This window comes from Pseudomonas sp. lyk4-R2A-10 (genome assembly GCF_030209075.1).
GTDB lineage: Bacteria > Pseudomonadota > Gammaproteobacteria > Pseudomonadales > Pseudomonadaceae > Aquipseudomonas > Aquipseudomonas glycinae.
The window spans coordinates 365503-380845 of the sequence record NZ_JARVSR010000010.1 but is presented as its reverse complement, the minus strand read 5'-3'; the positions used below and the strand labels follow the sequence as shown (position 1 = coordinate 380845).

Here is a 15343-nt window from a genome sequence, read left to right as displayed (position 1 = left end):
CACCCATTTTCCGACCCGGCCCCGCATTGCGGCACGCAAACCACCATGACCGTCTCTGAAAAAGCCCCGCGCAACAACGATCTGATCTACGGCCTCAACGACCGTCCGCACTTCACCGCAACGGTGTTTGCCGCCCTGCAACACGTGCTGGCCAGCTTCGTCGGCATCATCACCCCGACCCTGATCATGGGCGGCGCCCTCGGCCTGCAAAGCGAAATTCCGTACCTGATCAGCATGGCGCTGTTCGTCTCGGGTCTCGGCACCTTCGTTCAGGCCAAGCGCTTCGGCCCGGTCGGTTCCGGGCTGCTGTGCCTGCAAGGCACCAGTTTTTCCTTTATCAGCGTGATTCTCAGCGCCGGCTTCATGGTCAAGGCCCGGGGCGGCGGCACCGATGAAATCCTCTCGACGATCTTCGGCGTGTGCTTCTTCGCTGCTTTCATCGAAGTGGTGTTGAGCCAGTTCATCGGCAAGTTGCGCATGCTGATCACCCCGGTGGTGACCGGCACCATCATCACCCTGATGGGCCTGTCGCTGATCAAAGTGGCGATGACCGACATTGCCGGCGGCTTCGGCGCGGCGGATCTGGGCGCGGCCAGCCATGTGTTCCTGGCGGCGCTGGTGCTGGGCACCATTGTGGTGTTGAACCGGGTTGACGTGCCGTTCCTGCGCCTGGGGGCGATTGTCATCGGCCTGACCCTCGGCTACGTGGTGGCGTGGCTGATGGGCACCGTTGATTTCGCCAACCTGCCCGAAGTGCCGGTGGTCAGCGTGCCGGTGCCGTTCAAATACGGTTTCAACTTTGATTGGGTGGCGTTCGTGCCGGTAGCGGTGATTTTCCTGGTGTCGCCGCTGGAGGCTGCCGGTGACCTGACCGCCAACTCGATGATTTCCCGGCAACCGGTGAAAGGCCCGCTGTACATCCGCCGGATCAAGTCCGGGCTGCTCGCCGATGGTCTCAACTCGGCCATGGCCGCCGTGTTCAACAGCATGCCGATGGTGACTTTCGCCCAGAACAACGGGGTGATACAGCTCACCGGCGTGGCCAGCCGCTACGTGGCGTTCTTCATCGCCGGCCTGCTGGTGCTGCTGGGGCTGTTCCCGATGATCGGCGCGGTGCTGCAACTGATGCCGAAACCGGTACTCGGCGGCGCAGAGCTGGTGATGTTCGGCACCGTGGCCGTCGCCGGGATCAAGATCCTCGCCGAGGCCGGCCTGCATCGGCGCAACATGCTCATCGTGGCGATTTCCGTGGGCATGGGCCTGGGCATCGCCGCCGTGCCGGAAGTGCTGCGTGAACTGCCGCAGGCGCTGCGCAACATCTTCGAATCGCCGATCACCGTCGGTGCGCTGTGCGCCATCGTGCTGAATATCTTCCTGCCGGAAGAATTCATCGAACTGGAAGAAGATGACTTCGACCCGGAAGCCTCTATCCTTCAGGTCATGGAAAACCCCGACCTGCCGACCAAAGCTGAACCCGCAACCAAGGCCGCTGTCGCACAGTTGAACCGTTGATCCTGTCCGCTCGATGAAAAAAGGGCTGATACCGGCGACGGTTCAGCCCTTTTTCAATGAGAGAGCATCAATGCGCCGTATCCAAGCCGTCATCCTGTCCCTGCTTCTGCTCTCCCTCAGCGCCTGCGCGCTGTTCCCCAACCGCGACCCGGTGAACATCAACGTGGTCGGCCTCGAACCGCTGCCGAGCCAGGATCTGGAAGTGCGCTTCGCGATCAAGCTGCGCGTGCAGAACCCCAACGAAACGCCCATCGACTACAACGGCATCGCGCTGGATCTGGAGGTCAACGGCCATTCGCTGGCGTCGGGTGTGAGCGATCAGACCGGCTCGATCCCACGGTTCTCCGAAACCATCGTCAGCGTCCCGGTGAGCATTTCCGCGTTCTCGGTGCTGCGCCAGACATTGGGCCTGAGCCAGACGCAAACCCTCGACAACCTGCCCTATGTACTGCGCGGCAAACTGGCGGGCGGGTTGTTTGGCACGATGCGCTTTGTCGATACCGGCAAGCTCAGTCTGCCCAGGGCAAGTGCCGCAACCTGGTAAAGATGCGGTAGTCTGCACGGCCCACTGTCAGAACATGGAAGTCGTGGTTTATGCAAGACACGCCCACGCTGTACACCGAACGGCTGATTTTGCGTCCGCTTGAACTGGCGGATGCCGAGGCTATACAGCAGCAATTTCCCCACTGGGAAGTGGTGCGGTATCTGAACGTTTTCGTGCCCTGGCCGTATCCGGACGACGGCGCCCTCACCTATCTGCGTGACATTGCGCTGCCTTCCATTGCGGCAGGCAAAGAGTGGCACTGGACGATTCGCCTCAAATCGGCGCCGGAACAATTGATCGGCAACATCAGCCTGATGGACGAGCCGGACAACCACCGTGGGTTCTGGCTCGCCCCGACCTGGCAGGGCCAGGGCCTGATGACCGAAGCCAGCGAAGCCGTGACCCGGTACTGGTTCGAAACCCTCGATCAACCGTTGATGCGCGTACCGAAAGCCGCACCGAACCTTGGCTCGCGAAAGCTCTCGGAGCGCAGCGGCATGCGTTTGATTCGCACCGATGAGGACGACTTCGTCGGCGGCCGCTTCCCACGGGAAATCTGGGAAATCACCCGCGAAGAATGGCGGCGCCGACAAACCATCAAACCGTGAAACGCACGCCTGGCTTGGCCCGCTCGTCAACGCTCAACTCGAACACATCCGGTCGCGCATAGTGGCCGACCACGTCGTAGTCATAGCGGGCACGCACCAGTTCGGCGGTGTCGATCTCGGCGGTGAGCAAGCCGGCCTCGCCGCGCAACGGCCCGGCCAATACGTCGCCCATCGGCCCGACGATCACGCTGCCGCCGGCGATCAGCGGTCGATCTCCCGGCCAGTTGTCAATTTCCACGCCCAGATCATTCGGCGAGGCCTGGACCTGACAGGCGCTGACCACGAAGCAGCGCCCTTCATGGGCGATGTGACGCATGCTGACCTGCCACATCTCGCGCTCATCCACAGTCGGCGCACACCACACTTCAATGCCCTTGGCGTACATCGCCGTGCGCAGCAGCGGCATCATGTTTTCCCAGCAGATCACTGCGCCGAGCTTGCCGACCTGCGTGTCGAGCACCGGCAACGTTGAACCGTCGCCCTTGCCCCAGATCAGCCGCTCGGTGCCGGTCGGCATCAACTTGCGGTGCTTGGCCACTAGGCCGGCCTGCGGGTCGAAATACAGCGCGGTGCAATGCAAAGTGCTGCCGGCCCGTTCGATCACGCCGATCACCAGATTGGCCCCGGTACGTGCCGACAGACCGGCCAGCGCTTCGGTTTCCGCCCCCGGCACGTCGATAGCGTTGGCGAAGTAACGGGCGTAGGCCTCGCGGCCTTCCGGCAAGCGATAACCCAGCTGCGTGCCGAAGCCCTCGCCTTTCGGGTAACCACCGAGCAAGGCTTCGGGCATTACCACCAGCGCGGCGCCGGATTCGATGATCGCGGTTTCCCAGCTCAGGATCTGTTCCAGGGTTTCAGCCTTGCCACCGGGCAAGGCGCCGATCTGCAGGGCGGCAACGATTGATTTGGGCATGGCGGTCACTCCGTGAAGTTCAGGTGTTGCTGATTCTCCGACGCCACGGGATCATGAATAAAGACCGATCCACTGCTGAATGATATGAGCCAGATGAATATCGCAACCGTTGACCTCAACCTGCTGAAAGTCTTCGAAGCGCTGCATGAAGAGTCCAGTGCCAGCCGCGCGGCGTTGCGTCTGGGCGTGACTCAGTCGGCAGTCAGCGCAGCCTTGCGCCGGTTGCGCGAGGTGTATGGCGATCAATTGTTCGTGCGTACCGGACGGGGTTTGGCCCCGACGCTCAAGGCCAACCAGTTGAAACCGGTGGTCAGCGATGCGCTGAACAAATGTCGGCAAAGCCTGGCCATGGTCGACCCGACTGCCAATCACTACGACGGACGCTCGGTCACTGTGGGCCTCTCGGACGACTTCGAGATCGCTTACGGGCGGCTGCTGATCGAGGAAATCGCCCGCCGCGCGCCGAAACTGCGGCTGATCTTTCGCCAGACCCACAGTCAGATCGTCGCCCGGGCGCTGATGGAGCGCAGCATCGATCTGGCGATCACCGCCGGCGGGTTCGCCGAACGGCTGCTCAGCCGTCAGGTGTTGGGTGAAGGGGGTTATGCGTGTCTGGTGGATCCGGCGAGCCTGGCGCCAGGCCAGCAGCAGATCGATCTGGAGGAGTTTGTCACTCGCGAGCACCTGCTGGTGTCGTCGGGCGGTTTTATCGGGATCACCGATGAAGGGCTGGCGGCGCTGGGCAGGACTCGCCGGGTCTGCGCCTCGACCACGCATTTCGCGGCGTTGCCACACCTGCTCAAGGGCAGCGAAGCGGTGGCGACCATCCCGACCCACGCCGCGCAGGCCATTGCTTCAATGAGCGGGCTGGCGCTGCTGCCCTGCCCGCTGGCGCTGCCGCGTTACCCGATCGAACTGGGCTGGCGCACCAGCACCCAGATCGATCCGGTGGTACTGACGGTGCGCGAAGCGATAGGCGCCAGTTTCAGAACCGAATGATTACTTGTTGGCCGCCATCAGGCGATTGACTTCACTGCGCACCATGTTGGCGAACTCCGGCGGCGACATGCCGTCCAGTTCGGCGCGCACGAATTCGGCCCATTTACCCTTGCGCTTGGAGCGCTCGCCAAACAATCGTGCGGCTTCACCCTTGGCTTTGCCCAGATTGTTCTGCCAGAGTTCGAACAGTCGGGATTTCTCGTCTTCCAGCGCGGCGCGCTCTGCGAGGGATTTGTCGGCGAGATTGAAACTCATCGGGAATTACCTGCTGCATGAAATGGCGACATCTTACACGCTGGACGGAAACCTCTGACGCTGGTTTTTGCTCCGGATGGAAAATCGCTGCAACTTTTCAAGGCGCGCCACACTCCATTGTTCACTGTCCATTCACCTGCAAGGAGTCACCCAATGGCCCGGAAAACCGCCGTTCAAGCCGCCGAAGACCAAATCAAGGACCAGGCCTTCAGCGAACTTCAGGCGCTGATCGAAGAGTCGGAAAAACTGCTCAAAAGCAGTGCCTCGCTGGTCGGCGAGGAAGCGGAGACCCTGCGCGGGCAAATCGCCCAGAAATTGCAGCAGGCGCTGGATTCGGTCACCAGCGTGCGTGACCGCACCAAACCGGCGGTGGACGCCACCGAGAGCTACATCGGCGGGCACCCGTGGCAGACCGTGGCGATATCCGCCGGGTTCGGTCTGGTGGTCGGATTGCTGCTCGGTCGCCGCTGAGCGCGAACAAAAAAGGCGAGTCCCTCGGGCTCGCCTTTTTCATGCCCGGCAAACACTCATTCGCCGGCCAGTTCACGCAGCTGCGACAGGGTCAGTTGATCCAGTTCGATCCCTTTGGCCAATGACTTGGCCCGCTGCAAATGCCGCCGATCCCCCGGCAAGCGCTTGAGCCCTACCCCGTGCATCTGCCGCACGAGTTCCTGACTGCGTTCGGCAAAGCTTTGCCCGGCGGTCTTGCTCGGGTCGATCACGATCAGCAGCTGACCGGTCCACGGTGTCTTGGCCCCCGGATGGTTTTTCCAGTCGAATTCGAACGAGAAATTGCCGCCAGTCAGCGCGGCGGCGAGCAGCTCCACCATCATCGACAGCGCCGAGCCTTTGTGCCCGCCAAACGGCAGCAATGCGCCGCCTTCCAGAATCGCTTTCGGGTCGCAGGTCGGCTGGCCGAGACTGTCGACGCCCATGCCTGCCGGCAGTTTTTCGCCCTTGCGCGCGGCGATCTGCACGTCGCCATGAGCGATGGCGCTGGTGGCCAGGTCGAACACGATCGGCGCACCGTCGGCCCGTGGCGCGGCGAAGGCGATCGGGTTGGTGCCAAACAATGGCCGGTCGGCGCCGTGCGGCACCACGCAGGTCATGCTGTTGACCACGCTCAGCGCTACCAGGCCTTCGTCGGCGAACGGCTCGACGTCCGGCCACAGTGCGGCAAAGTGATGGGAATTTCGGATCGCCAACACCGCAATCCCGGCGCTGCGGGCCTTCTCCACCAACAGTGGACGCGCCGCCGCCAGCGCAGGCTGGGCAAAACCGTTGCCGGCATCGACACTGACAAACCCTGAAGCCACGTCCTCGACTTTCGGCACGGCCTTGCCGTTGACCCAGCCACTGTTGAGCGTCGAGACATAACCGGGAATCCGGAATACGCCGTGACTGTGCGCACCGTCCCGCTCGGCATTGGCGCAATTGGTGGCCAGGGTTCTGGCGACTTCGGCCGAGGTGCCGTGACGGGTGAAAATCGTTTCCAGCAGTTGAATCAGCTCGTCCAGAGACACCGAGGACGAGATCGCATGATCGTGTGGCGCAGACATCTGAAGCTCCAGAGTAATTATTGGAGGGAACAACAGCGAACGAACAACCCGCAACCGGATTAACCACATGCAGCCGGTAGCCTGTCAACCCCGTGATGCGGATCGCACCTGGCGCAATATCCATGTACCACCTGCCGATCCCGGCCGATTCTTAATCTTGAGCCTCAAACCATCAGCGCGTGCAAACGCCCTCAGCGAGACTCCACGATGTCAGCCCCAACACCTCCCTTGTTATTCCCCGAAGCCATTGATTCACCGGGACTCTGGCCCGAACTGGGCAAGGCACACGGCCTGCGCGAAAAGGATTTTCGCTGGCTCGCCCATGCCCGGCTGGCGTCGGCCACCTTGCGCGGACAGCAGACTCCCCCCCTGCGTGCCGAACGCGTATTGCTGAACGTCGGCAACCAGATTCCCCTGCCGCTGCCCGGCGCCTTTGTTCTCGGGGAGATGCCGGATGACAAGGGTCTGATTCTCTACACCCCGTATGACGGCATCAGAAAACATCACAGTCGGCAATCCCTGAAGGTGCAACTCGAACAACGCCTCAACGACGCCGATGAGCAGGACCCTCTTTTGGCATTTCTGGCCGAGCCCCAACGCAAGCGACTACTCGACGCCGGGCCCGTTTCAGTGACCTTCAGCATTATCGACGGGGATATATTCGAAGAACAGCGTGCAAGCCTCGAGCAAGGACAGGCATTGAACACCGAAGCCCTGTGCGCCGAACTGCAAGCCATCGCCACGCTCACGGACATGCTGGAGGCGATACTGGATAACGCGCTCAAGCCACATTTCGGGACATTGCGGCAAAAAAATACACGCGTCAGATTCCGTCCGCTTGCCAGTGACAGCGCCCGCCCCATGGAATTGACCGACAGGCACTGGCCCGAATCCATGAGCCTGAGTGAGGCAGTACTGGCGTATTACCGACATCAGCACTGGCCGGCGGGCCGGCAACCGGCGTTTTCCAATCCGGGCAGAAAACCGGCAATTGACGATCAGGCTGTCTGGGAGGATGTCGTCAAGAACACTTCGGGGCGGTTGCCGGTGCTGCTGTTTCGCGAACTGGAAGGTTTCTGGGACGCCCCCTCCGCCGTTGGCACCACCCGGCGTGTCTTCTTCGCTCAAGTGCTGGAAGACCAGGCACGCTGCGAATGGATGCTCAAGCGCGAAGCCGGGATCCTCGATCGCGAGCAGTTCAACACCGTGCATCAACTGATAGATCCGGTTTCGTCCGCCGTCCGTTTTCCTGTGGTGGAAAGCGTACGGCTGTGGGAACACGCCGCCAATTACGTGGAACTGGCGGGTTCGCTGATGATCAGCGAACCTCACGCGTTTCTTTATACGCCCGCCCAAGGCCTGCAATTGCTCGAGGATTACGAAGATCTCAAGCAGACGCTGCAGGACAAATTTCTCGCCAGGGGTCACGAAGACGAGCTCTTCGGATTGTTGAACCTGGATGAGCAAAATCGCTTTCTCGGTTTCGATCAACCCAAGGTATCGGGAGAACGGATCGTCGGGGAAATCTTCAAAATCCTGTTCGAATCGATCATCACCAAGCAACGACAGAACATCGAATACGCGTTGCAGGTGTTTCGACACAGCGACGGTGCCGTGAACCTTCACGCGCTGTTCGACAAAAGTCTGGATATCCGCTCGATGATCCATGAACGGTTGTTGCAGCTGGACACGAGGGGACGCTGGAGCACACACCCGGTGATCGCCGGCGACCGGCAACCCTCTGCTGTGCTCGCGGAGAAGGCCCTTGCGGCGGTGAAGACCTTCCGTTCGGTTGAGGGTCCGCTGGTCAACCGGCTTGCCAGTCAACCCATGAAGAATCGGGCCATCCAGCGTTACTGGCTGGAAACCATGAAGCCGGATCTGGCACACGCCTGGTTTGTCGGCATTAACGGTGAGGCCAGGCTCCGCCGATTGAATGCAACCCTGCCGGCCTGGGCTGAAGCGATCGTCAATACCGTGATCAGCGCCGATCGCCCCACCCGCATGCAGCGTGAGGCGCTCAACGGTTTCCGCCCGGATGCCTATTCGCTCACACTCGAAAGTCCCGGTGAACGCCATCTGGTGCGCCTGGCAAATTGCATCCTGTTAACCGAACGTGGAGGCCTCGACGAACAACACTCGGGGTTTGCAGTGCTATGGACGCCTTCACAGGGGCTGGAAGTTTTCGACAGCGTGGCCAGTGTCCGCAGGCAGTTGAACCGGCGACTCCTCGACGGTACACAACGCCTTTCTTTGCTGGAAAACATCCTTGCATCACAGTTCCAGGCCCATCAGCGATATACCCTGGGGCCGCTGCTTTTCATTGGCGGCAACGTGCTGCTTGATCGCATGGAGTCGAGCATCGAGCATTACCTGGATCGATGCGAACAGGTGCGCTCACGGATCACGGACCAGACCCGCCTGGAAAGGGCTCTGGAACAACTGCGCGGGACGACGATCAACACCAACCTGCCTCTGGCAGCCAGCCATGCGCAAGCCATCGCCACCGCACAGACATTGCCCGCCTGGCTGGGAATGGCGCCGGTAATGGAACAGAAAAGGCACGTTGAATTGCTGGAACAGTGGTACCAGAGTGTTTCGAACGATCAGGATTACCTGACGGGCGTGCCGACTTTGGTCAGCCACGTCGAACAGACGCTCGCGACCTTGCTCGGCCAGCGCTTTCCGGGGCATCGGCTCGATCCGCGCGAAATGGAAATCACCCCTCACCTGGCGTTGGCCGGCCCCCCGCAGACGCTGGTGGAATTCGCCCTGAACCACATCAACGTCGCCCAGGGAACGGGCTTTCGGGTGTCATCGAAAAACCGGCAGACGATGCCGGCCGGGCTGGATCAGGGAGCGGTGACGCAATTGCTGCTTTCACTGGCGATACCGACAAGCTTCAGCGCAAAAGTGGCCGGTTCACTGTCGATCGACACGGCCGAAGGTCGTGAGCGCAAGCAGCGCTTTTTACGTCAGTTGCCCTGGCAACTGATGCAACAGGCCCATGCCCTGAAACTGCAGCAACGGCTGTGTGACACCGCCTTCGATTACGTACGTCAGGTGCTGGACATGCCCGACGGTATTGCCCGGGCCGCCGCAGAGGTGCCGGCCATTGCCTGCCCGCTTTCGCTGATCAAGACCGAAGGCACGCCAGCGGTCATCGTTCCCGGAATGCATGTGTTCACGGCCGGCGGCGAAAACAGAGAGCCACTGGTGCTCTACGCCCCCTATGACGAACAGGTCTTTCACGAATTCGATGACGAAAAATCGCTGATAGCGGCGTTGAACATCCCCGGACATTTGCAGAACCTCTTGCTGCGCCGCCTGCCAGAAGCCGAGCGCGCGCTGTTTCGCAGCCTGCTGGAATCCACACTGGGTCAGACCAGTGAAATGAGCCTGGACTTGCGAGCAATCACCGGCAACCTGCTGGAGTACCTGTACACCGACAATCTCAAGTTGCTCACCCAACTGCTGGGGACCCAGAAACAGAGCGAAGCGCAGACTGACTGGGAGACAGCAAAAGTTCTGCTCAGCGATGAAATCAAACAGGTTCCCGGTTTGCTGCCGGGCAAGCTTGCCGTCATCCCCTTTCTCTGGAAAGCGTACGACGAGTTCAAGGACTCGGCCGAAGCACTGCAGGATCACCACTGGAAACGCGCGCTGCGGTCTTTTATCGGAGGGGCCGCGCAAATGGTGATGATGGGGCTTTTGCCGCAGATGTCGGCCGAAACCTCCATCGCCAGTGATGCCGTCGAGCAGCAAAGCACAGACGCAGCCGAAACCATGGCGAAAAACATGGAAGAAACAATCACGCCGGATAGGGCCGACATCGAACCCACTTCGCCTCGACGCACGCAGCTGGGTCCTTTCGAGGCGAGGGAGGTTGCGCTGGAGGATCTCGTCTTCAGCCCCAGGCTGGGCACCTACCGGGATGTGTCGAACAACCGCCATTACGCCGTGATTGAAGGCAAGGTCTACCCGGTCGTTCAGAAGGGTGAAGCCTGGCAACTGCGCAGCCCGGATCAATCCGGCCCGATGATCCAGATCAGCGAATCACGCCAGGTCATCATTTCACCTGGTCAGACCGTTCACTACGGCCAGGCCATCAGGAAACTCGCCGAACGCACGACCATTACCCGCTTGCGCCGCAACATGTTGAACATCGAAGCCCACGGTATGAATGAGATTCGCCTCAAATACCCGCAAAAAGCCCAGGAGTTGGTGCATGCAATCGACCTCGCCCGACGCTATGCCTTTTATTGCCTGCATAATCTGGTTCCGCTCACCAAGGGTATAGCCAACCCCCGGGTCAGCCTTTTTCTCGAAGGCTTTTTTGATGCGCCGAAGATTACCGCCGAAATGCTTAAAAAAATCGGCACCGCCATCATCCCCATCTGCAAAGCCCTGGTGGACCCCGCTGATGAGTTGTTGGAAACAGAGCGCTTCGTCGTCGGTTCCAACAAGTATCTGCCCGATGTGATCGCGTTTGTCCTGGATGGCGACCAGAAGCGATTGGTGCACTTCACCGAACACTTTTTCGACCAGCAACTGGATGCATTCAAACCTTTTATGCAGGTGCCATTCGATGTCGACGGGCATGCCCAGGCATCCACCTTGATTCACGAGTTTTCCCATCAATTCAGCAAGACGATGGATATCGCAACATTGCGTGCACGTGAGCCGTTCTGTGACCTGATATCGACCCTCACTCCGGATGGCTTGAGGTTGTACGAGGATCTGGAGTTCGATCAGAGCTCTGCCTTGTCACTGCGTACGCCACGAGAGCAACTGTTTGCCGAATGGAACACCACCCTCAAAACCTGGATGGGGATCGACAAGATTGCGGACATGCAACTGATCTACGATGAAGTCCTGCAACTGACCGGCGCCAAAAACCTTCTTGAAGCGCGCAACGCCTTCCTTGATCGACAAAATCCCGACGTTCGCATCAAGGTGATCCTGCGCAATGCCGACTCCGTCACCCGGCTGATCTGCGAAATCGGGCGGCAACTCGACCCCATGCAATCGCCCTGAAGCAGACGAAAAAAAAGCGCAGGTGCAACACCTGCGCATTTAATGCCTTTGGAAGCCGAATCAGTCCTTCTGATCCCGCAGCACATTGCCCGAAGCCCCATCGATTCGGAATTCGTACACCACGCCATCGGCCTTGCGCCCTTCTCCTTTCCAGTAGCCGTTGTTGTCGGCCTCGATCTCGTAGACCTCGACATAACCGGCCTTGGTTTTAACGATTTCGATGGCCTTTTCGATAGTGATCCATCCAGCGCCCGGGCGGTCGGCCAGCGCCACGCCGGCGCTCAGGAGACTGGCGGTTGCGACGAAAGCGGCCAAGGTTCTTTTGATCATTTTTTCACTCCATTTGGGGGATAGCGTTCACAGGACGTCCTGGTTTTTGGGGCGTTTTGGGGAAAAAAAGTTCAAAGTTTGATGGGTAAATGCCATGACGGATGTTCTCGGCACCTTCCCCCAAAGGTTAGAATGCGGGAAATCAGGATGAGTCAATGACCCAGAACACCCTCTCGGAAGCCGAATACGATGCGATCACCGATGCCGCCGCGCATTGGTGCATGCGTCTGCATGCCGTCGACTGCACTGCTGAAGAGCGCCAGGCGTTCGAACAATGGCGTGATGCGCACCCGCTTCACGCGTTCGAGTATGAGGCCATGCTGGAAATCTGGGAGGTGGCTGAGCACTTGCCGCGCCCGGAACCCGCGCCGGTCGTGCCGATTCGCCAACCCGCCAGCTCATGGCGCCGGTACGCAGTGGCGGCTTCGGTCTGTGCCCTGGCATTGCCGCTGGCCGCCTGGGCCGGATGGAACCTCGGCTGGCTCCCCAACAGCTATCAGCATTTTGCAGCGACCGACAATGTCCGCCATGTCACGCTGGGCGATGGCAGTCAGGTCGAGCTGAACCTCAACACCGAGCTGACCTACAGCAATTACAAGGACGAGCGTCGCGTCACGCTGAAAAAGGGTGAGGCGTTCTTCGAAGTCAGCCATGACCTTGGCCACCCCTTCATCGTCAGGGCGGCCGAAGGCAGGATTCGCGTCACCGGCACGCGCTTCAACGTCTGGATGTATGAGGACCAGGTCAAGGTGAACCTGATTGAGGGCTCCGTGCTGGTCACCAGCAACGCCCGCCTGAGCGGCGACGGCTTGCGCCTGGGCCCCTCGATGCAGGCTCGCTACAAGCACGGCGACGACATGCCGCAAATCAGTCAGACCTACGCCAACGACCATTCGCTGGCCTGGCGCAGCGGCAGGCTGGTGCTCGACAACCTGTCGCTGAACGAAGCGTTGCCGCAGATCAACCGCTATCTGGACAAACCCCTGATGCTCGCCGACAACTCGACCGGCTCGATCCGGATTGGCGGGATCTACAACATCAAGGAACTGAACAGCTTCGCCAGTACCCTGCCCAAAGTCTTGCCGGTCTTCCTGACCCGCAACAAGGACGGCAACCCGGTCATCAATCCGATGCCGCAACAGCCGCCAAAAAACTGAAGGCCGTTCCCGTGAGGGAGCGGCCTTCTGCTTTAGCGGTTGTAGACGGGTTGAACAGCTGATTACTGCGCCGCCACTTTCCCCGTTTTTTCCAGATCATCGCGTACGGTCTGCACCTGATACTGCGGATCAGCCTTGATCTGCTGCTCGGTGAACGGCAACACGCTCCATTGTTTCTTCGAGAACGCCTCGGTCTGGTCGCGGGAATACTTCGACGCCGGATCGCTGGACAGCGAGAACGCCAGCAGGCCCTGAGCATGCGGCCCCTTGTCGTCGAACGTGACGACTTGCAGGTAACTGGTGCCGCTGACCACCTCCAGCTTGCCATCTTCACGGGGCACGCTCTGGATAGCGTTGTAGATGCCCAGCGTACCCGGGCCACCGTGAATCGGCGTTTGCTGGCCGCCACTGCTGACCACCTGCACATCACCCCAACGGGTTTTCTCGGTCAGGCCCATTTTGGCGGCAATTTCGGCCGACGCCAGCATGGCCTCGCGCAGTGCCTTGGCCACTTCCGGCTTTTCAATAGCCAGCCCGCGCGGTGTGTGTTGCGCATCCTTCGGATCGAATGCCACGCGCCAGGCCTGCGGCGATTCCTGCATCGCTTGCATGATGCTCTGGAAATGCACCAGGCCAACGCCCGACTCCAGATTCGCCCGGCCGTCCCACGCTTTCAGGCTGCTGCACACCGTTTTCAACGCTGCAACAGACTGGTTAGCACAGAACTTCAACAGATCCGGCACCACCTGCGTTGCCAGGAACACCTGATCGTCCATCACCATGTGTTGCAGGTCCTGTACTGACACCGGGCCTTTTTTGCTCAGGGTTGCCAGTCGGTCCAGCGCAAAGCGCGAGCGCAGGCCCAGCGGCTGGCCATCCTGGCTGATCAGCGGCGAGAAGCCGGTCAGCGGTTGCGCCGGGTTGGCCAGCCAGGCCGAATCGTTGGAGTGCTGGACGAAGTCCTTGCGCAACAGCTGCGGCAGTTGGCTGGAGGCGTAGATGCCCTTCTGTGCGGCTTGCGGATCATTGTCCCAGGCGCAAGCGCTGTTGGAACCGTCGAGCACGATCATTTTCAGACCGGCGCGCGGGTCGCTGCACCTGGCCAGTTTGTCGGTACTGACGTTCGGCACCACTGACAGGTTCATGTACAGCGTCTGGCCCTTGTCATCCACCGCCAGGGTGTTGACCCACGGGATGCCCTGGACCGTGTGCACCGAATCCTGCAGATCCTTGAGATTGCCGGCGCGGTTCATGGCGTACCACTGCTTCAGCACCCGGTCATTGTCGAGGTTGGCATCGCGCAGGCTATAGGCGAACTGATTGTTCCAGTCGAGCTTGCCGGGCCACTGCACGATCGGGCCGAACTGTGAGCTGTAGACGTCACGGGAAACCGGCACGACCTGGCCGTCCGCCTGTTTGACCTGCACCGTGACGGTCTGCTTGTTCATCGGCAACGACTGGCCGTCGAGCAGGTAACGGGTCGGATCCTTCGGATCGAGTTGCAGGCGATACAGGGTGAAATGCTTGGACGAGTCGACGGTGTGGGTCCAGGCCAGGTGCTGGTTGAAACCGATGTTGATCATCGGCAGACCCGGCAGCGCCGCGCCCATCACATCGAGCTTGCCCGGAATGGTCAGGTGCATCTGATAGAAGCGCATGCCGCCGACCCACGGAAAATGCGGGTTGGCCAACAGCATGCCGCGACCATTGAACGAGCGCTCACTGCCCACCGCCACCGCGTTGCTGCCACGGTCGAGTGCGAAGCGTTGCAGGCGTGTGTCCGCCAGTTGGTAGTCCCGCGCATCGTTTTCAATTTGCGCAGTGACCTGCGGCGGCGTCGCACCCGCCAGCGCTTCGGCGAACTGACCGACACCGCCCTCGACCAACAGTCGACGGGTCAGCTTCACCAGGTCTTCGGCGGCGATATCGCGCACCCATTCACCCTGGCACTGTTGCGGCAGTCCCTGCTGACGGCGCTCGGCCAGGTAACGGTTGTAGCCGGCGGCATAACCTTCCACCAGGTCACGCACCTCGGCCGGCTGCGCCTGCCAGAAGGCATTCACCGCCTGCGGGGTGTTGAGCCACTGGAAGAACACATCGCTGATGCGGTTCTCGCGTTCTTCGACCGTCAATTGCTCCGGCCCGAAGTACCGCGACCGCTCGCCATTGACTGTCACGATTTCGTTGGCCAGCAGGCACAGGTTGTCCTGCGCATAGGCGTAACCGATGCCGAATCCGAGGCCTCGTTCGTTTTCCGCGCGAATGTGCGGTACCCCAAAGCCTGTGCGACGGATATCCGCGCCGGTCTGAACGGACGGGCTGAACGCCTGCGCCGACAGACTCAGCCCGAGAAACAGGCCGGCAAGGGTCAGTCCGGTGAATTGCCTGGAAATAGTCACGCTCGCTCCTGATCGATATGCCGAAGAGCG

13 protein-coding genes are annotated in these 15343 nt (G+C 60.6%); 7 read left to right on the top strand and 6 right to left on the bottom strand.

Features of this window, described 5'->3' with window-relative positions; all coding sequences use genetic code 11:
• Window positions 1-45: 45 nt before the first annotated feature.
• The 3 genes from QRN46_RS15230 to QRN46_RS15220 all read left to right on the top strand — a co-directional run bounded on the left by QRN46_RS15230 (window position 46) and on the right by QRN46_RS15220 (window position 2664).
• Entirely contained in the window at window positions 46-1512 is a 1467-nt protein-coding gene (locus tag QRN46_RS15230; protein WP_285355619.1) for a nucleobase:cation symporter-2 family protein, read from the top strand.
• Between the two features lie 70 nt (window positions 1513-1582).
• A complete protein-coding gene (locus QRN46_RS15225; protein ID WP_169430282.1) occupies window positions 1583-2056 on the top strand; it encodes an LEA/WHy family protein in 474 nt (157 codons plus the stop codon).
• Window positions 2057-2106: 50 nt separating this feature from the next.
• Window positions 2107-2664: a GNAT family N-acetyltransferase gene (locus QRN46_RS15220; protein WP_285355616.1), complete on the top strand. Its 558-nt coding sequence runs from the start codon at window positions 2107-2109 to the stop codon at window positions 2662-2664.
• Here the strand turns inward: QRN46_RS15220 and QRN46_RS15215 are convergent.
• A complete protein-coding gene (locus QRN46_RS15215; RefSeq protein ID WP_285355614.1) occupies window positions 2654-3577 on the bottom strand; it encodes a carbon-nitrogen hydrolase family protein in 924 nt (307 codons plus the stop codon). The genes QRN46_RS15220 and QRN46_RS15215 overlap by 11 nt on opposite strands.
• An 84-nt stretch (window positions 3578-3661) precedes the next feature.
• Between QRN46_RS15215 and QRN46_RS15210 the strand changes: the two genes are divergently transcribed.
• Window positions 3662-4576, top strand: coding sequence for a LysR family transcriptional regulator (locus QRN46_RS15210; RefSeq protein ID WP_285355612.1), 915 nt, complete (start codon window positions 3662-3664; stop codon window positions 4574-4576).
• On the opposite strand, the gene QRN46_RS15205 is transcribed toward QRN46_RS15210, so the two are convergent.
• A complete protein-coding gene (locus QRN46_RS15205) occupies window positions 4577-4831 on the bottom strand; it encodes a hypothetical protein (RefSeq protein ID WP_007957535.1) in 255 nt (84 codons plus the stop codon).
• A 153-nt stretch (window positions 4832-4984) separates the two neighbouring features.
• On the opposite strand from QRN46_RS15205, the gene QRN46_RS15200 reads away from it, so the two are divergent.
• The gene (locus QRN46_RS15200) at window positions 4985-5302 is read left to right on the top strand and encodes an ElaB/YgaM/YqjD family protein (RefSeq protein ID WP_007957537.1); all 318 of its coding nucleotides are present in this window, start codon (window positions 4985-4987) and stop codon (window positions 5300-5302) included.
• 56 nt (window positions 5303-5358) lie between these two features.
• Here the strand turns inward: QRN46_RS15200 and QRN46_RS15195 are convergent, their stop codons facing one another.
• Both QRN46_RS15195 and QRN46_RS15190 read right to left on the bottom strand, forming a co-directional pair.
• Complete coding sequence (locus tag QRN46_RS15195) at window positions 5359-6390, bottom strand: Ldh family oxidoreductase (RefSeq protein WP_201818324.1); 1032 nt, start codon at window positions 6388-6390, stop codon at window positions 5359-5361.
• A gap of 627 nt (window positions 6391-7017) precedes the next feature.
• Window positions 7018-8058 carry a hypothetical protein gene (locus QRN46_RS15190; protein WP_285355606.1) on the bottom strand — a complete coding sequence of 347 codons (1041 nt, stop codon included), beginning with the start codon at window positions 8056-8058 and terminating at the stop codon, window positions 7018-7020.
• Window positions 8059-8106: 48 nt separating this feature from the next.
• Between QRN46_RS15190 and QRN46_RS15185 the strand changes: the two genes are divergently transcribed.
• Window positions 8107-11427: a dermonecrotic toxin domain-containing protein gene (locus QRN46_RS15185; RefSeq protein WP_285355604.1), complete on the top strand. Its 3321-nt coding sequence runs from the start codon at window positions 8107-8109 to the stop codon at window positions 11425-11427.
• Between the two features lie 60 nt (window positions 11428-11487).
• Here QRN46_RS15185 and QRN46_RS15180 read toward each other — a convergent pair whose 3' ends face one another.
• Window positions 11488-11757, bottom strand: coding sequence for a PepSY domain-containing protein (locus QRN46_RS15180; protein ID WP_102621347.1), 270 nt, complete (start codon window positions 11755-11757; stop codon window positions 11488-11490).
• 155 nt (window positions 11758-11912) lie between these two features.
• Between QRN46_RS15180 and QRN46_RS15175 the strand changes: the two genes are divergently transcribed.
• Entirely contained in the window at window positions 11913-12914 is a 1002-nt protein-coding gene (locus QRN46_RS15175; RefSeq protein WP_201818321.1) for a FecR family protein, read from the top strand.
• 62 nt (window positions 12915-12976) lie between these two features.
• Here the strand turns inward: QRN46_RS15175 and pvdQ are convergent, their stop codons facing one another.
• Window positions 12977-15313 carry a bifunctional acylase PvdQ gene (pvdQ, locus tag QRN46_RS15170; protein WP_201818320.1) on the bottom strand — a complete coding sequence of 779 codons (2337 nt, stop codon included), beginning with the start codon at window positions 15311-15313 and terminating at the stop codon, window positions 12977-12979.
• Window positions 15314-15343: the final 30 nt, after the last annotated feature.

What these genes read in the sequence shown, in the direction of transcription:
- QRN46_RS15230 (WP_285355619.1), top strand. Translation starts at nt 46, where the DNA reads ATGACCGTCTCTGAAAAAGCCCCGCGCAACAACGATCTGATCTACGGC.
- QRN46_RS15225 (WP_169430282.1), top strand. Translation starts at nt 1,583, where the DNA reads ATGCGCCGTATCCAAGCCGTCATCCTGTCCCTGCTTCTGCTCTCCCTC.
- QRN46_RS15220 (WP_285355616.1), top strand. Translation starts at nt 2,107, where the DNA reads ATGCAAGACACGCCCACGCTGTACACCGAACGGCTGATTTTGCGTCCG.
- QRN46_RS15215 (WP_285355614.1), bottom strand. Translation starts at nt 3,577, where the DNA reads ATGCCCAAATCAATCGTTGCCGCCCTGCAGATCGGCGCCTTGCCCGGT.
- QRN46_RS15210 (WP_285355612.1), top strand. Translation starts at nt 3,662, where the DNA reads ATGAGCCAGATGAATATCGCAACCGTTGACCTCAACCTGCTGAAAGTC.
- QRN46_RS15205 (WP_007957535.1), bottom strand. Translation starts at nt 4,831, where the DNA reads ATGAGTTTCAATCTCGCCGACAAATCCCTCGCAGAGCGCGCCGCGCTG.
- QRN46_RS15200 (WP_007957537.1), top strand. Translation starts at nt 4,985, where the DNA reads ATGGCCCGGAAAACCGCCGTTCAAGCCGCCGAAGACCAAATCAAGGAC.
- QRN46_RS15195 (WP_201818324.1), bottom strand. Translation starts at nt 6,390, where the DNA reads ATGTCTGCGCCACACGATCATGCGATCTCGTCCTCGGTGTCTCTGGAC.
- QRN46_RS15190 (WP_285355606.1), bottom strand. Translation starts at nt 8,058, where the DNA reads ATGGATCATCGAGCGGATATCCAGACTTTTGTCGAACAGCGCGTGAAG.
- QRN46_RS15180 (WP_102621347.1), bottom strand. Translation starts at nt 11,757, where the DNA reads ATGATCAAAAGAACCTTGGCCGCTTTCGTCGCAACCGCCAGTCTCCTG.
- QRN46_RS15175 (WP_201818321.1), top strand. Translation starts at nt 11,913, where the DNA reads ATGACCCAGAACACCCTCTCGGAAGCCGAATACGATGCGATCACCGAT.